This is a genomic window from Mycobacterium sp. NPDC003323 (assembly GCF_053589535.1).
In genome coordinates, this window is sequence record NZ_JBSFSB010000001.1 from 46,996 (window position 1) to 63,366 (window position 16,371).

Consider the following 16,371-nt stretch of genomic DNA (forward strand, 5'->3'; position numbering starts at 1 on the left):
TCCGCGAGCAGACGCGAGGGGCCCCAAAATGTCGAGTGGAGAGGGCCGTTGGCGTCTGCTCGCGGGGAGATGGTGACCCTCATGCGCGGGCCTCCGCCGTCGCGAACACCGTCGAGGCGTGCGGATCGAACGGGCATCCGGCGCCCAGGTGCGCCTCATACTCGTCGCGGAAGTACTTGATCGACGAGATGATCGGGCTGGCCGCGCCGTCACCGAGCGCGCAGAACGACTTGCCCAGGATGGCGTCGGAGATATCGAGCAGCTTGTCGATGTCCTCGTGCGTCGCGCGCCCGGTCTCCAGCCGTTCGTAGATCTGGGTCAGCCAGTAGGTGCCCTCCCGGCACGGGGTGCACTTGCCGCACGATTCGTGGGCGTAGAACTGCGTCCAGCGCCGCACCGCCCGCACCACACAGGTGGTCTCGTCGAAGATCTGCAGCGCCTTGGTGCCCAGCATCGACCCGACCCCGGACACCCCCTCGTAATCCAGTGGCACGTCGAGATGTTCGGCGGTCAGCAGCGGGGTCGACGAACCGCCCGGCGTCCAGAACTTCAGCTCGTGGCCGGCCCGCACACCGCCGGCGTACTCCAGCAGTTCGCGCAGCGTGATGCCCAGCGGTGCCTCGTACTGTCCTGGTGTGCTGACATGTCCGGACAGCGAGTACAGCGTGAAGCCCGGGGACTTGTCCGAACCCATCGACCGGAACCAGTCGACCCCGCGCGCGACGACGGCGGGCACGCTGGCAATGGATTCGACGTTGTTCACCACCGTCGGGCAGGCGTACAGACCGGCAACCGCCGGGAACGGCGGGCGCAGCCGGGGCTGGCCGCGGCGGCCCTCCAGCGAGTCCAGCAGCGCGGTCTCCTCACCGCAGATATAGGCGCCGGCCCCGGCGTGCACCACCAGATCCACCCCGTTGCCCAGATATCCGGCGTCGTATGCTTCGGCGACCGCGCCCTGCAGGCGGCGCAGCACCGGCACCACCTCACCGCGCAGGTAGATGAAGGCGTGCGCGGCGCGGATGGCGTGCGCGGCGATGATCGCGCCCTCCACCAGCACGTGCGGATTCGCCAGCATCAGCGGAATGTCCTTGCAGGTACCGGGTTCGGATTCGTCGGCGTTGATCACCAGGTACTTCGGCTTCGGATCGCTCTGGTTGATGAACGACCACTTCTGGCCGGTGGGGAAGCCCGCCCCGCCGCGTCCGCGCAGGCCGGCGTCCTTCACCAGCGCGATGAGCGCGTCGGGATCCATGGCCAGGGCGGTGCGCATGGCCTCGTACCCGCCGTGGCGCCGGTAGCCGTCCAGCGTCCAGGAATCGGCGTCATCCCAATGCGCGCTCAGTACGGGGGCCAGTGTCACGGGCGTTCCCCGTTCCGCGGTGGGATCTCCGCCGACGGTCCCGGAGCCGGCTCGTTGCGTGCGGTCTGCTCGGTGATGCGGTCATCGTCGGGGCGTTGCACCGTGCGCTGCGCCGATTCGGGTGCGGTCATGCCGCGTTCGCGTGCCAGGCGTAATCCCGCGAGCGTCGCGTCCCCGGGCGCGCCGTCATTGGCGCCGGGCCGTTGATCCGGGAAACCGGCGAGGATGCGTGCGGTCTGCGTGAACGTGCACAGCGGAGCGCCGCGGGTGGGCCGGGCGCCGTTGCCCTGCCGCAGATCGTCGACGAGATCCCGGGCCGACGACGGTGTTTGGTTGTCGAAGAACTCCCAGTTCACCATGATGACCGGTGCGAAATCACAGGCCGCGTTGCACTCGATGTGCTCCAGCGTGACCGATCCGTCGGCGGTGCTCTGCCCGGCGTGGATACCCAGATGTTCCTGCAGGGCTTCGAGAATGGCGTCACCGCCCATGACGGCGCACAACGTGTTGGTGCACACCCCGACCAGGTAATCGCCGGTGGGGGTGCGCCGGTACATCGAATAGAAGGTGGCGACGGCGGTCACCTCGGCCGGGGTGAGGTCCAACTGCTGTGCGCAGAAACCGATCCCGGCCGGCGTGAGGTATCCGTCCTGCGCCTGCACCAGGTGCAGCAGCGGCAGCAGGGCCGATCGCGCCACCGGGTAGCGTCCGATGATCTGCTCGGCATCGGTCGCCAACCGGGCGGTCACCTCATCCGAATAGGTCTGCGGCCCAGCGCTGATCGGGGGGCCGGCCTCGTCGGGTCGCTGACCGAGCTGCAGCGGTACGGACGTCATCTGTCCACACCTCCCATCACCGGGTCGATCGAGGCCACCGCCGAGATCGCGTCGGCCACCATGCCGCCCTCGCACATCGCCGCCACCGCCTGCAGATTGGTGAACGACGGGTCGCGGTAGTGCACCCGGTACGGCCGGGTCCCGCCGTCGCTGACCATGTGCACGCCCAACTCGCCGCGCGGTGATTCCACCGCCACGTACACCTGCCCGGCCGGCACCCGAATCCCCTCGGTGACCAGCTTGAAGTGATGGATCAACGCCTCCATCGACGAGCCCATGATCTTGGCGATGTGCTCGGGCGAGTTGCCCAGTCCGTCGGGGCCGAGTCTCAGGTCGGCCGGCCAGGCCAGCTTCTTGTCGGTGAGCATCACCGGGCCCGGCTTCAACCGGGACACACACTGCTCGACGATGCGCAGCGACTGCTTCATCTCGTCGACGCGGATCAAATAGCGGCCGTAGGCATCACAGTTGTCATCGGTGCACACGTCGAAGTCGTAGTTCTCGTACCCGCAGTAGGGCTGGGCGCGGCGCAGATCATGGGGCAGGCCGGTGGACCGCAACACCGGGCCCGTGATACCGAGTGCCATGCACCCGGTCAGGTCCAGATAGCCGATGCCCTGAGTGCGGGCCTTCCAGATGTAGTTCTCCCGCAGCAGTTTCTCCAGGTCCCGCAACCGGTCGGGCAGAATCCGGATCAGCTCGCGCAGCTGCGGCATGGCCTCGTCCGGAAGGTCGGCGGCCAGTCCGCCGGGGCGGATGTAGGCGTGGTTCATCCGCAGACCGGTGATGGTCTCGAACATGCTCAGGATCAGCTCGCGTTCGCGGAAGCCGAAGAACATCGCCGACATGGCCCCCAGTTCCATCCCGCCGGTGGCCAACGCCACCAGATGGCTGGAGATCCGGTTGAGTTCCATCAGCAGCACCCGGATGACGCTGGCCCGTTCGGGGATGTCGTCGGTGACGCCGAGCAGCTTCTCCACGCCCAGGCAGTAGGCGGTCTCGTTGAAGAACGGGGACAGATAATCCATCCGGGTGACGAAGGTGACGCCCTGGGTCCAGTTGCGGTATTCGAGGTTCTTCTCGATTCCGGTGTGCAGGTACCCGATACCGCAGCGGGCCTCGGTGATCGTCTCACCCTCGATCTCCAGGATCAGGCGCAGCACGCCGTGGGTGGACGGGTGCTGTGGGCCCATGTTCACCACGATCCGTTCCCCGGCATGTTCACGGGCGGCGGCGACGACGGCATCCCAGTCCTGGCCACCGACCATGACGACGGGTGGATCGGCCTCGACAGACATCAGTTGTAGGCCCTCCGTTCGTCGGGCGGCGGGATCTGCGCCCCGTGGTACTCCACCGGGATACCGCCCAACGGGTAGTCCTTGCGCTGCGGATGGCCCACCCAGTCGTCGGGCATCTCGATGCGGGTCAGGGCGGGATGCCCGTCGAAGATGATGCCGAAGAAGTCGTAGGTCTCGCGTTCGTGCCAGTCGGTGGTCGGGTACACCGCGAACAGCGAGGGCACGTGCGGATCGGTGTCGGGGGCGGCCACTTCGAGACGCAGCCGGCGGTTGTGCGTGATCGACATCAGCGGGTAGACGGCGTGCAGTTCGCGGTCCTGTTCGTTCGGGAAGTGCACTCCCGAAACGCCCAAGCACAGCTCGAATCTCAGGGCGGGCTCGTCGCGCAGCGTCTGGGCGACGGCCGGCAGATGGTCGCGGCGGATGTCGAGGGTGAGCTCGTCACGGAACACCACCACGCGTTCGACCGCCTCGGTGAACCGCTGCGGTCCCAGCGCGTCTATCAGCGCGTCGACAACCTCGTCGAAGTAACTTCCGTAGGGCCGTGGTGAACTGCCCGGCAGGCTCACCTCGCGGACCAGGCGCCCGTAGCCGGAGGTGTCCCCGGTGCCGGTGACACCGAACATGCCGCGGCGGGTGCCGATAACCTCCCTGTCCGTCATCGCAACAGCCCCGTCAGCTCGATGGTCGGCCGCGATGCCAGCGCGGCCTGCTCGGCGGCGGCGATGGCCTCGGCGCGGTTCACCCCGAGCGGCATCTCGGCAATCTTGGCGTGCAGCTTCAAGATTGCGTTGAGCAGCATCTCGGGCCGCGGCGGGCAGCCCGGCAGGTAGATGTCGACCGGCACCACATGGTCCACGCCCTGCACCACGGCGTAGTTGTTGAACATCCCGCCCGAGGAGGCGCAGACACCCATGGCCAGAACCCATTTCGGTTCGGCCATCTGGTCGTACACCTGCCGCAGCACCGGTGCCATCTTCTGGCTCACCCGGCCGGCGACGATCATCAGGTCGGCCTGGCGCGGTGTCGCGGAGAACCGTTCCATGCCGAAGCGCGCGATATCGAAGCGCGGCCCGGCCGTCGCCATCATCTCGATCGCGCAGCAGGCCAGACCGAAGGTGGCCGGCCACAACGAGCCCTTGCGGACGTACCCGGCCACCTTCTCCACGGTGGACAGCAGGATGCCGCCGGGCAGTTGTTCTTCTAATCCCATGACAGACCACCTCTGCGCCAGACGTAGGCATAGGCCACGAAGACGGTGAGCATGAACAACAACATCTCCACGACCGCGAACAGGCCCAGCGAGTCGAACGACACCGCCCACGGGTAGAGGAACACGATCTCGATGTCGAAGATGATGAACAACATCGCCGTCAGGTAGTACTTGATCGGGAATCGCTGCCCGGTGGCGACCTTGGCGTCGGCGGCAGGCAGCAGCGGTTCGATACCGCACTCGTAGGCCTCGAGCTTGGCCCGGTTGTACCGGCGCGGCCCGATGAACGTGGCGATTCCCACCGAGCCGATCGCGAACACCGCGGCGATCGTCCCGAGCACCAGAATCGGTGTGTAGACGTTCATGTCTGCGCCGCTCTCTCGTCGGAGTTGTCGATGTGAGCTAGAACACAGCTTAGACACGTCAACGGTCGGGGCGCCGCATTTCCGATAGGATTTCAACCAACAGCTGGGTCGCTCACCCTCACCGGCGAGGGTGATGAAGAGTCAACGGCCACAGCCGATTTCGTGCTGGATCAGGCCATTCTGCGCAACAGGTCCGCGACCGCCTCGCCGAGCCTGATCGGATCGATCGGATGCGACACCGCGGCCTCGGCACGCGACCACGACGCCAGCCAGGCGTCATCGGCCCGGCCCATGAGCACCAGGATCGGCGGACAATCCGCGATCTCGTCCTTGAGCTGTTTGGCCAGGCCCATCCCGCCACTCGGAGCCGCCTCCCCGTCGAGGATCAGCAGGTCGAACCCGCCGTCGACAACCTGGGTGAGCACCATCGGGGCGGTCGCCACATCCAGATAGGTCAGCTCGGGCAGGTCCGGATGGATGCGTCGGCCCAACGCCGAGCGCACCTGCTCCCGCGTGCGGTTGTTGGAGCTGTACACCAAAATCCGTAGCTGCGCATCGGTGTCGGCCACGCCCCGATGCTACGGCTGACGGACGAAGACCGCGGCCGCTTCGATGCCTGCCGCGTCGCCCATCATGCCGAGCAGGTTGCCGTCGACACCGAACGTGCGCCGGTTCAGGGTCGCCGTGGTGCTCAACCGCACGGCGCCATCGGCCAGGCCGCGCACATGGGCGGGCAGGTCGAATTCCTGTTCGCGGCCCTTGATCGTCACCCGCACCTGCAGGGTGACCCACGACGGCGAGGTGACCTCGGCGGAGTCGACGGCGACCTCGACCGTCGGGAAGCGTTCGGTGTCGAAAAAGTCCGCAGAACGCAGGTGCTCATCGCGGCGCTTGATACCGGTGCGCACCGATGCGGCATCGACGGTAACCGAGCCGGTGACCCGGTCGCCGTCGACCACCGCGCTGCCGTCGCGCACCTCGAACACGCTTTTGACGTGCACGAATCCCCAGAAGGTCGGGCTGTGGGCGGTGACCGTCGTCCGCTGCGGGTCCAATCGCCAGGTCCCGGCCCAGTCCTGCAGATCCATCATGCTCCTCGGTTTCCCAGCAACGGCGCCATCTCGGCGGGATCGAAGTACTCGTCGATCCGGGTGATCAGACCGTCGGTGCCCACCTTGATCACGATGCATACCCGCAAATGGATCGTCGCGCCATGGGTGGCCTCGGCATGCAGGATGTGCTGTTGCACGAAACCGCCCTCGAAGAACTGCCGGTCCAGGATCTCGTAGCGCCGCGTTGCGGTGACCCGCAGAAACCAGCGGATCACCTTCAGCGCGAGCACGCGGTCGTTGTCGGCCGCATCACCGCTGTGCCAGACGGCGACGTCGGCGGCCCACAGCGCCTCCACAGCGGCGTAGTCGCCGCGTTCGATGGCCCCGAAGAGGCGGTCGGCAACGGCTTCGGTCATGGTATTGACCTCAACTTTCGTTCAGGTTGAACACTGGTCGGATGAGACAACGCTTCGATTCGGCCTACGAAACACACACCGCGCCATGGGTGATCGGCGAGCCCCAACCCGCGGTGGTGGCCCTGGAACGCACCGGCGTGCTGCGCAGCGGCATCCTCGACATCGGCTGCGGATCCGGCGAGCACACCATCATGCTCACCCGGCTGGGCTATGACGTCCGCGGAATCGACTTCGCGCCGCATGCCATCGCCCAGGCCCGCGCCAACGCCGCCGAACGCGGAGTGGACGCGCGTTTCGAGGTTGCCGATGCCTTCGAGGTCACCGCGGTTCACCAGAGCATCCTGGACAGCGCGCTGTTCCACATCTTCGACGACGATGACGAGCGGGCCCGCTACGTCGCCGGGCTGCACCGCGCCCTGACGCCGGGCGGGTACCTGCATCTGCTCGCGCTCTCCGACGCCGGCCGCGGCTTCGGGCCGCAGGTCAGCGAGCCGGTGATCCGGGCGGCCTTCACCGACGGCTGGGAGATCGAAGCGCTGGACACCACGACCTACCGCGGCGTGGTGGGGCAGATGCACGCCGCGGCGTTGGGGCTGCCGGCCGGTGCCGTCGTCGACGAGCCCGCCTGGCTGGCGCGGGTGCGCCGGGTCTGAGCGATGGCGCGGCGCCGAGGACATCAGCGCCGAGTCACTCGTGGTCGTAGCCGGGATGGGCGACCGCCACCCGATGCGCCACCAGCGTCCGCAGCGTCGGCATCAGCTCGCCGTCGCGGCCGTCGAACTCGCCGGCGCGGATGGCCGCGGCCAGGGCCGCCTCATCGGCGAACCCGAGCAGATCCGGGGCGGGACGCTCGTCGAGCAGCTCCCGTTCGACGGTGCGCAGCACGTTGGCGGCGACGCGGGCGTGGAAGTTGAGCGCCCCAGCGTCGGCGAGCCGACCGTCCGGCCCGGTCTCCGAGCGCACCTCGCCCTCCAGGAACTCGGCGACGGCGGCGACGAGTTCGGCGGCGGTGGGCCGGTAGTGCAGATCCGTCATGTCGTCTCCAGCAAGGTCAGCAGGTCGTACTCCGTTTCACACACCCGGCGCCCGATCGCGGCGAGTTCCACCGAGCGCGTCTGCCCGGACCGATGCCGCTCGAACTGATACCGGCAGATGACACCCCAGCGCAGCGTCGCCGCGACCAGCCACCAGCGCAGCGCGTCGCGGTCGACCGCCGCGCCGCCGGCCGCCTCGTAGGCGCCGACGAAGTCCTCGATACTGCCCAGCCCACCGGCGCCCAGGCTCGCCGGTGCCCCGAACCGCCACGCGCGGATGCAGAACCAGGCCAGGTCGTCGAGCGCCTCCCCGATATGGGTGAGCTCCCAGTCGAGCACCGCGGCCAGCCCGTTGTCGTCGACGATCAGATTGCCCATCCGGAAGTCCCCGTGCACCAGCACCGGGGGTGTACGTGCCGGCCGGTGTTGTTCGAGCCACCGGAAGGCGTACTCGAATACCGCTGTGGTGTCTCCCATCTCGTCGAGCTGGGTGCGCCACTCCGTCAGCGGGTCGGTGGCCGACAGTCCGATACCGTCCGGGTCGGCGCGGTGGATGGCCGCCAGCGCCTGCGCGCACTGACGCAGCAGCCGGGCCCGTGACCCGTCGTCGAGGGTGCGCGCGATCTTGCGGACGATCGTCTCACCGTTGATGAAATCGCACACCAGGTACGGATTGCCGAGCGCGGCGGGGGAGTCGTCGGCGGCGATGATCTGCGGCACCGGTGCGCCTGCAGCGGCCGCGCGGCGCAACGCGGCCGCCTCCAACTCCATGCTTGCGTGCACGTCATCGGGTGGGCCGGTGCGCAGGATCAGCGGCCGATCGTCGGCGGTGAAGGCGAGCGTCGCCCGGCTCGCCCCGCCGGTCAACACCCGCAGATCGGTGACGCGGACCGGCCCGAGTGCCGGTTCGAGGACGGCCGCCAGCGCGTCCGGGTCGATCACTTGCGGCCGAACTTGAGCATCCGCTGGGCAACGCGGCGGATCTGGATCTCCTCGGCGCCCTCGGTGATCCGGTATCGGCGGTGGTGGCGGTAGATGTGCTCGAAAGGCTCGTGCCGGCTGTAGCCGATACCGCCGTGGATCTGCATGGCCCGGTCGGCGGCCTCGCACACCAGCCGGTTGGCCCGGTAATTGGCCATCGAGACCTTGTCCGAGACCTCCATGTGGTGGTCGCGGTCCAGATGCCAGGCGGCGTAGTACACCAGCAGGCGCACCATCTGTGCCTCGGTCTGCAACTCGGCCAGCGGCCATTGGACGGCCTGGTTCACCGACAGCGGTTTGCCGAAGACGATGCGCTCGCCGGCGTATCGGGCGGCCCGGTCGATACAGTACTGGGCGGCACCCAAACTGCTGGCCGCCTGCCGAATCCGGTTCTCGTGCAGAAAGGTTTGGCCCACCTCCAGGCCGTGATCGACCTCGCCGAGCACCGCATCGGAGGGAACCCGGACGTCGGAGAGCTCGACCTCGCCGTGGTCGCTGGGCATGTTGAAGGTCCACCAGTAGTAGGGCACGGTGAAGCCGGGGGTGTCGGTGGGCACCAGGAATGCGGTGATGCCGGTGGCCGAGCCCGCCTCCCCGGAGGTCCGGGCGAAGATCAGATCATGGGTGGCCCGGTGCACGCCGGTGTTCCAGCGCTTGGCGCCGTTGATCACCCAGTCCTCACCGTCGCGCACCGCGGTGGTCTCCAGCCAGGTGGCGTCGCTGCCGTGGTCGGGTTCGGTCAGCCCGAAGGCCATGGACCGCTTACCGGTGAGCATGGCCTCGATCCACTCGGCCTTCTGCGCCTCGGTGCCGAACTTGCTCATCATGATGACCTGCGGGAAGTTGCCCACGATCGACGACTCGTCCTGCAGATCGTTGTGCAACCCGAGTCCCTTGTGGGCCAAGTGTTCCCGGATGACGGCCATGTCGAGATTGGAGCCGCCGCGGCCACCGAACTCCTCGGGCAGCCCGTAGCGCAGCCAGCCGGCGGCATCGGCGCGCCGGCGCATCTCGTCGAGCAGATCCTCCCACTCGCGGGCCGGGACTCCACCGCCCGCCAGGTCGGTGCGAGCGAACTCGCGGCGCCGGTCGAAGTACTGCATGTTCTCACGTTCCAGCGGCTTGATCTCGGCCTCGATGAACGCGTCCATCTCGGCGAGCAGGCCCGGAAGGTGTTCCGGCAAAGCGAAATCCACGGTGCTCTCTCCTCGACTCAGTTGCCGTACAGGGTTTTCTTCCAGATCGTCGACAGGGTGGTGATGGCGTCGGCATCGCTGATCTGCAGTTCCGTTCCAGGATTGCCTACCACGACGACGGTGAAATTCTCGAACAACAGCGCGATCGCCGCGGCGATGTGTTCGGGTTCGAGGTCCTGGGCGTAACCCTGTTCGCGAGCACGCCGGACGGATTCGGCCACCATGTCCATCCCGAACCGGCGGAACTCGTGCTGCACCTTGGCGAATCGCGGCTGGGTGGCGCCGAGCTGGGCGACCGCGATCATGATTCCGATATTGCGCTTGAACAGGTTCCAGTATCCGGTGACCACGGTGTGGAAGTACTCGGTGTCCTCGGGTGATTCGGGCAGCGGCACGCGGTTGCCCGACGGCTCGACGATATCGTGCAGGAAGGACTCGGCCAGCGAGGCCAGCAGATCCTCCTTGTCGTCGAAATAGCGGTAGAACACCGCGGCGGACTTACCGGCCGCCGAGGTGATATCGGCCAACGTGGTGCCGTGGAAACCGCGTTCGGCGAACAGCTTCCGGGCGGCCAGCTCGATGGCCTCCCGGGTTTGGCGACCCTTGGGGGTCAGCGGCAGCGAGGAATTCGCGGCGGTCACGTCAGCCCAGGATTCGGTCCCCGGCGCGCAACAGCGCGCTGGGCAGTTCGTGACCGACCGCCCGCTGCGCGACGCGGGCCGCCTCGATGGCCGCCGGCAGGTCGACGTCCACGCCGATCCCGCTGTCACGCAACAGATAGGTCAGATCTTCGGTGGCGATGTTGCCGCTGGCTCCCGGCGCGAACGGGCACCCGCCCAGGCCGCCGACCGCGGCGTCCAGCCGGGTCACGCCGGCCTGCACGGCGGCGAAGGCGCTGGCCAGCCCGGCGCCGCGGGTGTTGTGGAAATGCGCACCCAGCGGCAGTCCGTCGACGATCGGTCGGATGGCCTCGACCAGGGTCGCGACCCGCCGCGGGGTCGTGGTGCCGATGGTGTCGGCGATCGCGATCCGGTCGACACCGAGTTCGACAGCGGCCGAGGCGATATCGAGTACCTTCCGTTGATCGGTGGGGCCGTCGAACGGGCAGTCCCAGGCCGTCGCGATGATAACCTCGACCGTCGCGTCGTGATCGTGGGCGATGCGGGCGACATCGGCGATGGCCGCGGTCGCCTCGGTGGAATCACGCCCGACGTTGGCGCGACTGTGCGCGTCGGAGGCCGAGACCACGTACTCGATGGACGTCAGCCCGGCCGCGATGGCACGTTTGGCGCCGTTCGGGCTGGCGACCAGTGCGGAGAAGGCCACGTCGGGAAACCGATACAGTTCGGCGGCGAGTTCGGCGGCATCGGCCAGTGCGGGCACCTTCGACGGGGAGACGAAGGCGGTCGCCTCGATTTCCCGGACCCCGGTGGCGACGATCGCCTCCAGGATCTCGATCTTGGCCGCCAACGGAATCGGATCCTCGATCTGCAGTCCGTCGCGCAGGCACACCTCGCGGATATCCACGTGTGCGGGCAGGTCCATGTCTACAGCACCCCCTCGGCACGCAGCGATGCGAGTTCCTCGGCGCTGTGTCCGAGCAACCCGGTGTAGATCTCGTCGTTGTCCTGACCCGGCCGCGATGATCCCGAATGACGAATGGTGCCCGGCGATTCCGACAGCACCGGCACCACGCCGGGACCTTTGACGTTACGTCCGATACGTTCGTCCCAATGGTCGGCGATCATGCCGCGGGCCTGCAACTGTGGGTCCTCGACGACCTCGGCGACGGTGTTGATGGGGCCACTGATCACCCCGGCCGCCGACAGTGTGGTGATGATGTCCTCGGGTTGGCGCTGTGCGGCCCAATCGCCGATGATCTTGTCCAGTTCGTCCTGATGGCGCCCGCGCGCCACGTGATCGGCGAACCGTTCGTCGGTGGCCAGTTCGGGACTGCCCATCGCGGCGCACAGCCGGCGGAAGACGGTGTCCTGATTGGCCGCGATGACCACCCAGCTGCCGTTGGCGCTCTGGTAGATGTTGGACGGCGCGATACCTTCCAGCCGGGTTCCCGACGGGCCGCGTACCACGCCGCCGACGTCATAGTCCGGGATGGTGGATTCCTGTACGGCCAGGCAACTTTCGGTCAGTGCGGTGTCGACGATCTGTCCTTCGCCGGTGACGGTGCGCCGATACAGCGCCGCCAGCGCGCCCTGCGCCGCGAACATCCCCGCCAGGCTGTCACCCAGCGACAGCGCCAGGCGCGGGGGAGGGCCGCCGGGGAAGCCGTTCATGTGCCGCAGTCCGCTGGCGGCCTCGGCGACCGAGGCGTATCCGGCCTTACCGGCGTCGGGCCCGGTCTGCCCGTAGCCGGAGACCCGCACCAGGATGATCCCCCTGTTGCGCTCGCGCAGCACGTCGTAGCCGAGATTCCACTTCTCCAGCGTGCCGGGCCGGAAGTTCTCGACGATGATGTCGCTGCGGTCCACGAGTTCCAGGAACAGGTCCCGGCCGCGGTCGGTGCGCAGATCGAGGGTGACCGCTTTCTTGTTGCGGGCGTGCACCGTCCAGAAGAAATGGTGTCCGTCCAGCTCGGCCTGACCCCAGGTGCGCAGCGGGTCCGGCGTGCTCGGCAGCTCGATCTTGATGACGTCGGCACCCATGTCGCCGAGCAGCCTGCCCGCGAACGGGCCCGAGATCAGGGTGCCGAGTTCGAGGACCCGGATACCGTCGAGCGCTCCGGTGACGGTCGCGGTCATGCGCCCGGCCTCCCCGCGAGCTGGGGGCACCTCCCGCTTGCGGGGGAACGCAAACTCGCCGCAAAACCTGCCGACATGCGCAGGTTTGTGTCTGTTCGCCGGTGCGTCGTCACTGCGACAGCCCGTGCCGGTGCAGCCAGTCGGTACAGATCCCGACCGCCTCGCGCAGCGTCCCGCGCTGATCGGGCCCGGAGTAATAGTGATTGGCGCCGTGGATCTCGTGCATCTCCTTGTCCGGGTGCCCGATCGCCTCGAACAGGCGACGGGTGTGGCTGGGCGTGCAGGCATCATCGGCCAGATTGCCGATCACCAAGGTGGGCACCGCGATATCGGGTCCGGCCTTGACCGCGTCGCCGTTGGCGTCGTCATAGCTCCACTGTGACAGCCAGCTGCGCAGGGTGCAGAACCGGGCCAGGCCCACCGGACTCATGTTCACCACCTGAGGATCGCCCAGATAGCACTGGCCCGGCGTGCGTTCGTTGGGATCCACCGCCGGGTCAAGCCATCGCGGGTCGGCCATGGTGCCGTGCACGACGAAGGCGTACTCGTCATCCGGGCGGCCGGCCGCCTTGAGCTCGGCCAACTTCTCCTTGACCCACTTGGTGATTCGGCGATTGCGGGCGATCTGCGCCTCGTGGTAGCGGTCCAGGAATTCTTGCGTGTAAGGCGGCTGATTCGGATTGTCCGGGTTGTACAGGTCGAGCTCGCGGTCGCGCTTGGTCGGATCGTTCTCATCGAGGATGGAGGCGTCCATCCATTCGGTCATGGTGCCGTGCCTGCTGATATGGGCTGCCAGCAGCATGATGGCGTCGGCCGGTATCAGTCCGAGCTCGGTCAGGTCCGGACCGTCACCCGACGGGCTGGCCGTGACGGTCGGATGCTGCGCCTGCTGCTGATAGAACACCGACAGCGACCCGCCGCCGCTCCAGCCGGCGAGCACCACCTTGTCATAGCCCAGCCGGTTCTTGGCGTCCTTGATGCACTCACCCAGATCCTCGACCACCTTCTCCATCAGCAGCGCGGAGTCGGTACCGCGGAAGCGGCTGTTGCAGTAGATGACATGGTGCCCGGCGCGGGCCAGCGCGTTGATCATCGGCAGGTAGGCGCCGCCGCCGATCGGGTGCATGAACACCAGGACGGTGTCGGACTCCTTGGTCTTGGGCTTGAGCAGATAACTCTCCAGCACCACCAGCTCGGCCACGCCGCCGTAGACGTCGCGGACGCTGGAGGTGTTCTGGTAGGCGACCAGGTAGGGGATGCGGTCGTAATCGTATTTCACGGGTGCTTCGGTCGTCGTCATCAGTGCCCTCTCTTCTTCGCGCAAGCGCTCATCAGTGCCTTCTCTTCTTCGCGCAAGCGCTCATCAGTGCTGCCCCAGATCGTTGGCGAGGATTTCGGCGGACGGGACCAGGCGGCGTCGGGTGTCGATGGCGATCACCGACCAGTCCACCCGGTCGTACTCGTCGAACTTGCGGCGAGCCCGTTCCCGCGCCTTCTCCGGCGCGCCGTGGTGCACCCCCTGCGGCGCATGCGATACCAGTCCCGGCGGCATCGGGATTCCGTACAGCGAGCCGGAGTGGAAGAACGCGATCTCGTCGTAGTCCACGTTGCGGTGATACCACGGCGTGCGTTCGGTGCCTGGGACGCTCTCGGCCGGCTTGGGCAGGAAGTTCATCACGTACACGCCCGTCGCCTGCATGAACAGATGCACGGTGGGCGGCAGGTGCACGCTCTCGGAGGTGATGACGGTGTAGTCCTCGATGTTGAAGGTGAACGGGAAGTTATCGCCGCGCCAACCTTCGACGTCGAGTGGATGATGTTGATAGAACAGCGATGTCGGTCCGCCCTCGTGGATCAGGCGGACTTCGTACTCGTCGCGTCCGTCGTCATCGATCGGGCTCGGCTCCGGGATGGTGACCTGCGCCGGATCGAACGGGAAGTGCCGGCCCAGGGTGCCTGCCGGCGGAACCCGGAAGTCGTCGGTGGCCTGGATCATCAGCCACGTCGATTCCTCATCGGGCACCTGCCGGAAGGTGCACGCCTTGGGTAGGTAGACCCAGTCACCCTCGCGGTAGCGCAACGGTCCGAACTCTGTTTCCAACAGGCCGGCGCCCTTGTGCACGAAGATGAGCAGGTCGCCGTCGACGTAGCGTACGAAGAACGGCATCGGTTCGGTGCGCCGGGACAGCAGAACCAGGCAGTCGTCGTTGGAGAACATCAGCAGCGGGCCACCGTGGGCGTCGGTCGCATCGCCGGGCTTGAGTTCCGAGGAGAGCACGTCGGTGGGGCGCAGGGGACCGACGGTGCGGTAGGCGGTCGGGTCGTTGCGCCGGTACATGTTGGCGGTGCGCCCGACGAAACCGCCGCGGCCGAGCTCATCGTCCTTGAGGCCGTCGAGATCGGCGTGTACGCGCTTGGGCGTCTTGCCTCTGCGCAGGTGGACGAAGGATTCCATGGTGCTCCTCGGCGATCGACGACCGGAAAACTGAAAGTGACGTTACTTTTCGTTTCGGCGCCGCGCAAGGTTCAACCTCCAGCGAGTGACCGCAAACTGCACTTCGCGACCGGCGTGTCGTGTACAGACACGGTCTCTCGCGCAAAGGGGAAGGAGGTGCGGTCTAGGGGACCGGCACGCCCTCGCGCAGGAAGGTGAGGCTGGCGACGCTGCCGTCGGGCTGCACCGACACCCGAAGCTGACCGTGCCGCTGAGTCATCTGCAGCGGCACGTTCACCACCGTCACGTCACCGCGCTGGATGTTCTCCGGAACGCCATGTGACTGATAGCGCCCGAACATCTGCTGGTACATGTCCCAGGACTGTTGCAGCGCGGGCGCGGGCAGGAACATCCTCATCGTCGGGTTGAACTCCGCCGTGGCGGCGGGGTAGTCACCGCGCACGATCTCATCGAGCGTCGACAGCGCGACCTGATCGGGTGCCACCTCGGCCGCGGCGACCGATGGCATGACGAGTGCCGATATGCCCATTCCTGTGGCCGCCAACGCGCCGGCGACTCGGGCGGCGGTGCGCCGTCGGAGATCGGAGTGCATCTTTGCTGGCCGCATGACCACCACAATAGGGCCCCGCGGGGGCGCATTCGAACGAACGGCGGATCCGATCTCGGTGGGTGGGACGGCGGACCGAGACGACATGTGCATTCGGCTGCGCCGCACGAATTTTCGCAGAGGTCAATTCGCGATCAATGATGTTCGCTCTGCCTGCGGTTTTTGTATTGACACGGCCCGTTGTCATTGCGAGGTTGGGTAAGCTCACACCCGGATGGTTGCCAGGGGGGCGCTGATGATTGGATGTGCGCAGGAACGGAATCCGATCTCGGCGGCACACCTGTCGCAGCCATGTGTCGATATCGCGGAGAAAGTTGTTTTCGCTTTGACGTTTGCGGGTTTACACGCCCCCATCCTCTCGGAGAGTCCCGAAGGCTGCTCCAACTCGGCCGGGCCCGGCAACGCATCGACCGTCGGCGAAACCCGCGCTGAACTGCCGAACCGGAAGGTGTCGGTGTCTTCAGGAAAGATTTCGCCTCCGGCGACGATCGGCCCGTCTACCACGTCCTCGAATTGTCCTGTTCGTCAATTGCATTGGAGGCAGCGTGACCACCAACCCGTTCGACGATGACAAGGGCCGCTTCGTGGTGCTCGTCAACGACGAGGAGCAGCACAGTCTGTGGCCGACGTTCGCCGACATCCCGGACGGGTGGCGCGTCGTCTTCGGCGAGGACGACCGCGCGGCATGTCTGGACTACATCGAACGCGAATGGACCGATATCCGACCCAAGAGTCTGCGTGACCGATTGGCCGCCAACTGATTCGGTCGACACCACAACGTCGCGATTCGAGGGTGGGA

General features: G+C 67.1%; 20 protein-coding genes. 2 read left to right on the forward strand and 18 right to left on the reverse strand.

All coding sequences use genetic code 11. From position 1 onward, the window contains the following. Positions 1–79: 79 nt before the first annotated feature. From nuoF to ACWDUN_RS00240, 9 genes are all read right to left on the reverse strand, one after another. A complete protein-coding gene (gene nuoF, locus ACWDUN_RS00200; protein ID WP_449922949.1) occupies positions 80–1,360 on the reverse strand; it encodes an NADH-quinone oxidoreductase subunit NuoF in 1,281 nt (426 codons plus the stop codon). After that, positions 1,357–2,196, reverse strand: a complete 840-nt coding sequence (gene nuoE / locus ACWDUN_RS00205; protein ID WP_449922952.1) for an NADH-quinone oxidoreductase subunit NuoE — start codon at positions 2,194–2,196, stop codon at positions 1,357–1,359. Before nuoE ends, nuoF begins: the two co-directional genes overlap by 4 nt. Further along, positions 2,193–3,494 (reverse strand): NADH dehydrogenase (quinone) subunit D, encoded by a 1,302-nt coding sequence (nuoD, locus tag ACWDUN_RS00210; protein WP_449922955.1) that lies wholly within the window; start codon positions 3,492–3,494, stop codon positions 2,193–2,195. Before nuoD ends, nuoE begins: the two co-directional genes overlap by 4 nt. Continuing rightward, positions 3,494–4,156 (reverse strand): NADH-quinone oxidoreductase subunit C, encoded by a 663-nt coding sequence (locus tag ACWDUN_RS00215; RefSeq protein WP_449922958.1) that lies wholly within the window; start codon positions 4,154–4,156, stop codon positions 3,494–3,496. The genes nuoD and ACWDUN_RS00215 overlap by 1 nt, the downstream gene beginning before the upstream one ends. Further along, positions 4,153–4,707 carry a NuoB/complex I 20 kDa subunit family protein gene (locus ACWDUN_RS00220; protein WP_024455018.1) on the reverse strand — a complete coding sequence of 185 codons (555 nt, stop codon included), beginning with the start codon at positions 4,705–4,707 and terminating at the stop codon, positions 4,153–4,155. Before ACWDUN_RS00220 ends, ACWDUN_RS00215 begins: the two co-directional genes overlap by 4 nt. Continuing rightward, the gene (locus tag ACWDUN_RS00225) at positions 4,698–5,072 is read right to left on the reverse strand and encodes an NADH-quinone oxidoreductase subunit A (RefSeq protein ID WP_449922962.1); all 375 of its coding nucleotides are present in this window, start codon (positions 5,070–5,072) and stop codon (positions 4,698–4,700) included. The genes ACWDUN_RS00220 and ACWDUN_RS00225 overlap by 10 nt, the downstream gene beginning before the upstream one ends. 170 nt (positions 5,073–5,242) lie before the next feature. Next, positions 5,243–5,641 carry an Rv3143 family two-component system response regulator gene (locus ACWDUN_RS00230; RefSeq protein ID WP_449922965.1) on the reverse strand — a complete coding sequence of 133 codons (399 nt, stop codon included), beginning with the start codon at positions 5,639–5,641 and terminating at the stop codon, positions 5,243–5,245. Between the two features lie 9 nt (positions 5,642–5,650). Beyond that, complete coding sequence (locus tag ACWDUN_RS00235; RefSeq protein ID WP_449922968.1) at positions 5,651–6,160, reverse strand: YceI family protein; 510 nt, start codon at positions 6,158–6,160, stop codon at positions 5,651–5,653. Continuing rightward, the gene (locus tag ACWDUN_RS00240) at positions 6,160–6,540 is read right to left on the reverse strand and encodes a nuclear transport factor 2 family protein (RefSeq protein ID WP_449922971.1); all 381 of its coding nucleotides are present in this window, start codon (positions 6,538–6,540) and stop codon (positions 6,160–6,162) included. Before ACWDUN_RS00240 ends, ACWDUN_RS00235 begins: the two co-directional genes overlap by 1 nt. 41 nt (positions 6,541–6,581) lie before the next feature. On the opposite strand from ACWDUN_RS00240, the gene ACWDUN_RS00245 reads away from it, so the two are divergent. Beyond that, the gene (locus tag ACWDUN_RS00245) at positions 6,582–7,193 is read left to right on the forward strand and encodes a class I SAM-dependent methyltransferase (protein ID WP_449922973.1); all 612 of its coding nucleotides are present in this window, start codon (positions 6,582–6,584) and stop codon (positions 7,191–7,193) included. A gap of 34 nt (positions 7,194–7,227) precedes the next feature. Here ACWDUN_RS00245 and ACWDUN_RS00250 read toward each other — a convergent pair whose 3' ends face one another. The 9 genes from ACWDUN_RS00250 to ACWDUN_RS00290 all read right to left on the reverse strand — a co-directional run bounded on the left by ACWDUN_RS00250 (position 7,228) and on the right by ACWDUN_RS00290 (position 15,572). After that, entirely contained in the window at positions 7,228–7,575 is a 348-nt protein-coding gene (locus ACWDUN_RS00250) for a DUF6285 domain-containing protein (protein WP_449922976.1), read from the reverse strand. After that, positions 7,572–8,516, reverse strand: coding sequence for a phosphotransferase family protein (locus tag ACWDUN_RS00255; RefSeq protein WP_449922979.1), 945 nt, complete (start codon positions 8,514–8,516; stop codon positions 7,572–7,574). The genes ACWDUN_RS00250 and ACWDUN_RS00255 overlap by 4 nt, the downstream gene beginning before the upstream one ends. Next, complete coding sequence (locus ACWDUN_RS00260; RefSeq protein WP_449922981.1) at positions 8,513–9,751, reverse strand: acyl-CoA dehydrogenase family protein; 1,239 nt, start codon at positions 9,749–9,751, stop codon at positions 8,513–8,515. Before ACWDUN_RS00260 ends, ACWDUN_RS00255 begins: the two co-directional genes overlap by 4 nt. Positions 9,752–9,768: 17 nt before the next feature. Beyond that, entirely contained in the window at positions 9,769–10,392 is a 624-nt protein-coding gene (locus tag ACWDUN_RS00265; protein WP_449922983.1) for a TetR/AcrR family transcriptional regulator, read from the reverse strand. Position 10,393: 1 nt separating this feature from the next. Beyond that, positions 10,394–11,296 carry a hydroxymethylglutaryl-CoA lyase gene (locus ACWDUN_RS00270; RefSeq protein WP_449922985.1) on the reverse strand — a complete coding sequence of 301 codons (903 nt, stop codon included), beginning with the start codon at positions 11,294–11,296 and terminating at the stop codon, positions 10,394–10,396. A gap of 2 nt (positions 11,297–11,298) precedes the next feature. Continuing rightward, the gene (locus ACWDUN_RS00275; protein ID WP_449922988.1) at positions 11,299–12,510 is read right to left on the reverse strand and encodes a CaiB/BaiF CoA transferase family protein; all 1,212 of its coding nucleotides are present in this window, start codon (positions 12,508–12,510) and stop codon (positions 11,299–11,301) included. 109 nt (positions 12,511–12,619) lie between these two features. Beyond that, positions 12,620–13,810: an alpha/beta hydrolase family protein gene (locus ACWDUN_RS00280; RefSeq protein ID WP_449922991.1), complete on the reverse strand. Its 1,191-nt coding sequence runs from the start codon at positions 13,808–13,810 to the stop codon at positions 12,620–12,622. Positions 13,811–13,873: 63 nt separating this feature from the next. Continuing rightward, positions 13,874–14,965: a homogentisate 1,2-dioxygenase gene (locus ACWDUN_RS00285; protein ID WP_449922993.1), complete on the reverse strand. Its 1,092-nt coding sequence runs from the start codon at positions 14,963–14,965 to the stop codon at positions 13,874–13,876. Positions 14,966–15,128: 163 nt separating this feature from the next. Beyond that, a complete protein-coding gene (locus ACWDUN_RS00290; RefSeq protein WP_449922995.1) occupies positions 15,129–15,572 on the reverse strand; it encodes a hypothetical protein in 444 nt (147 codons plus the stop codon). Positions 15,573–16,117: 545 nt separating this feature from the next. Here ACWDUN_RS00290 and ACWDUN_RS00295 point away from each other — a divergent pair. Then, complete coding sequence (locus ACWDUN_RS00295; RefSeq protein WP_449922997.1) at positions 16,118–16,333, forward strand: MbtH family protein; 216 nt, start codon at positions 16,118–16,120, stop codon at positions 16,331–16,333. Positions 16,334–16,371 lie beyond the last annotated feature (38 nt).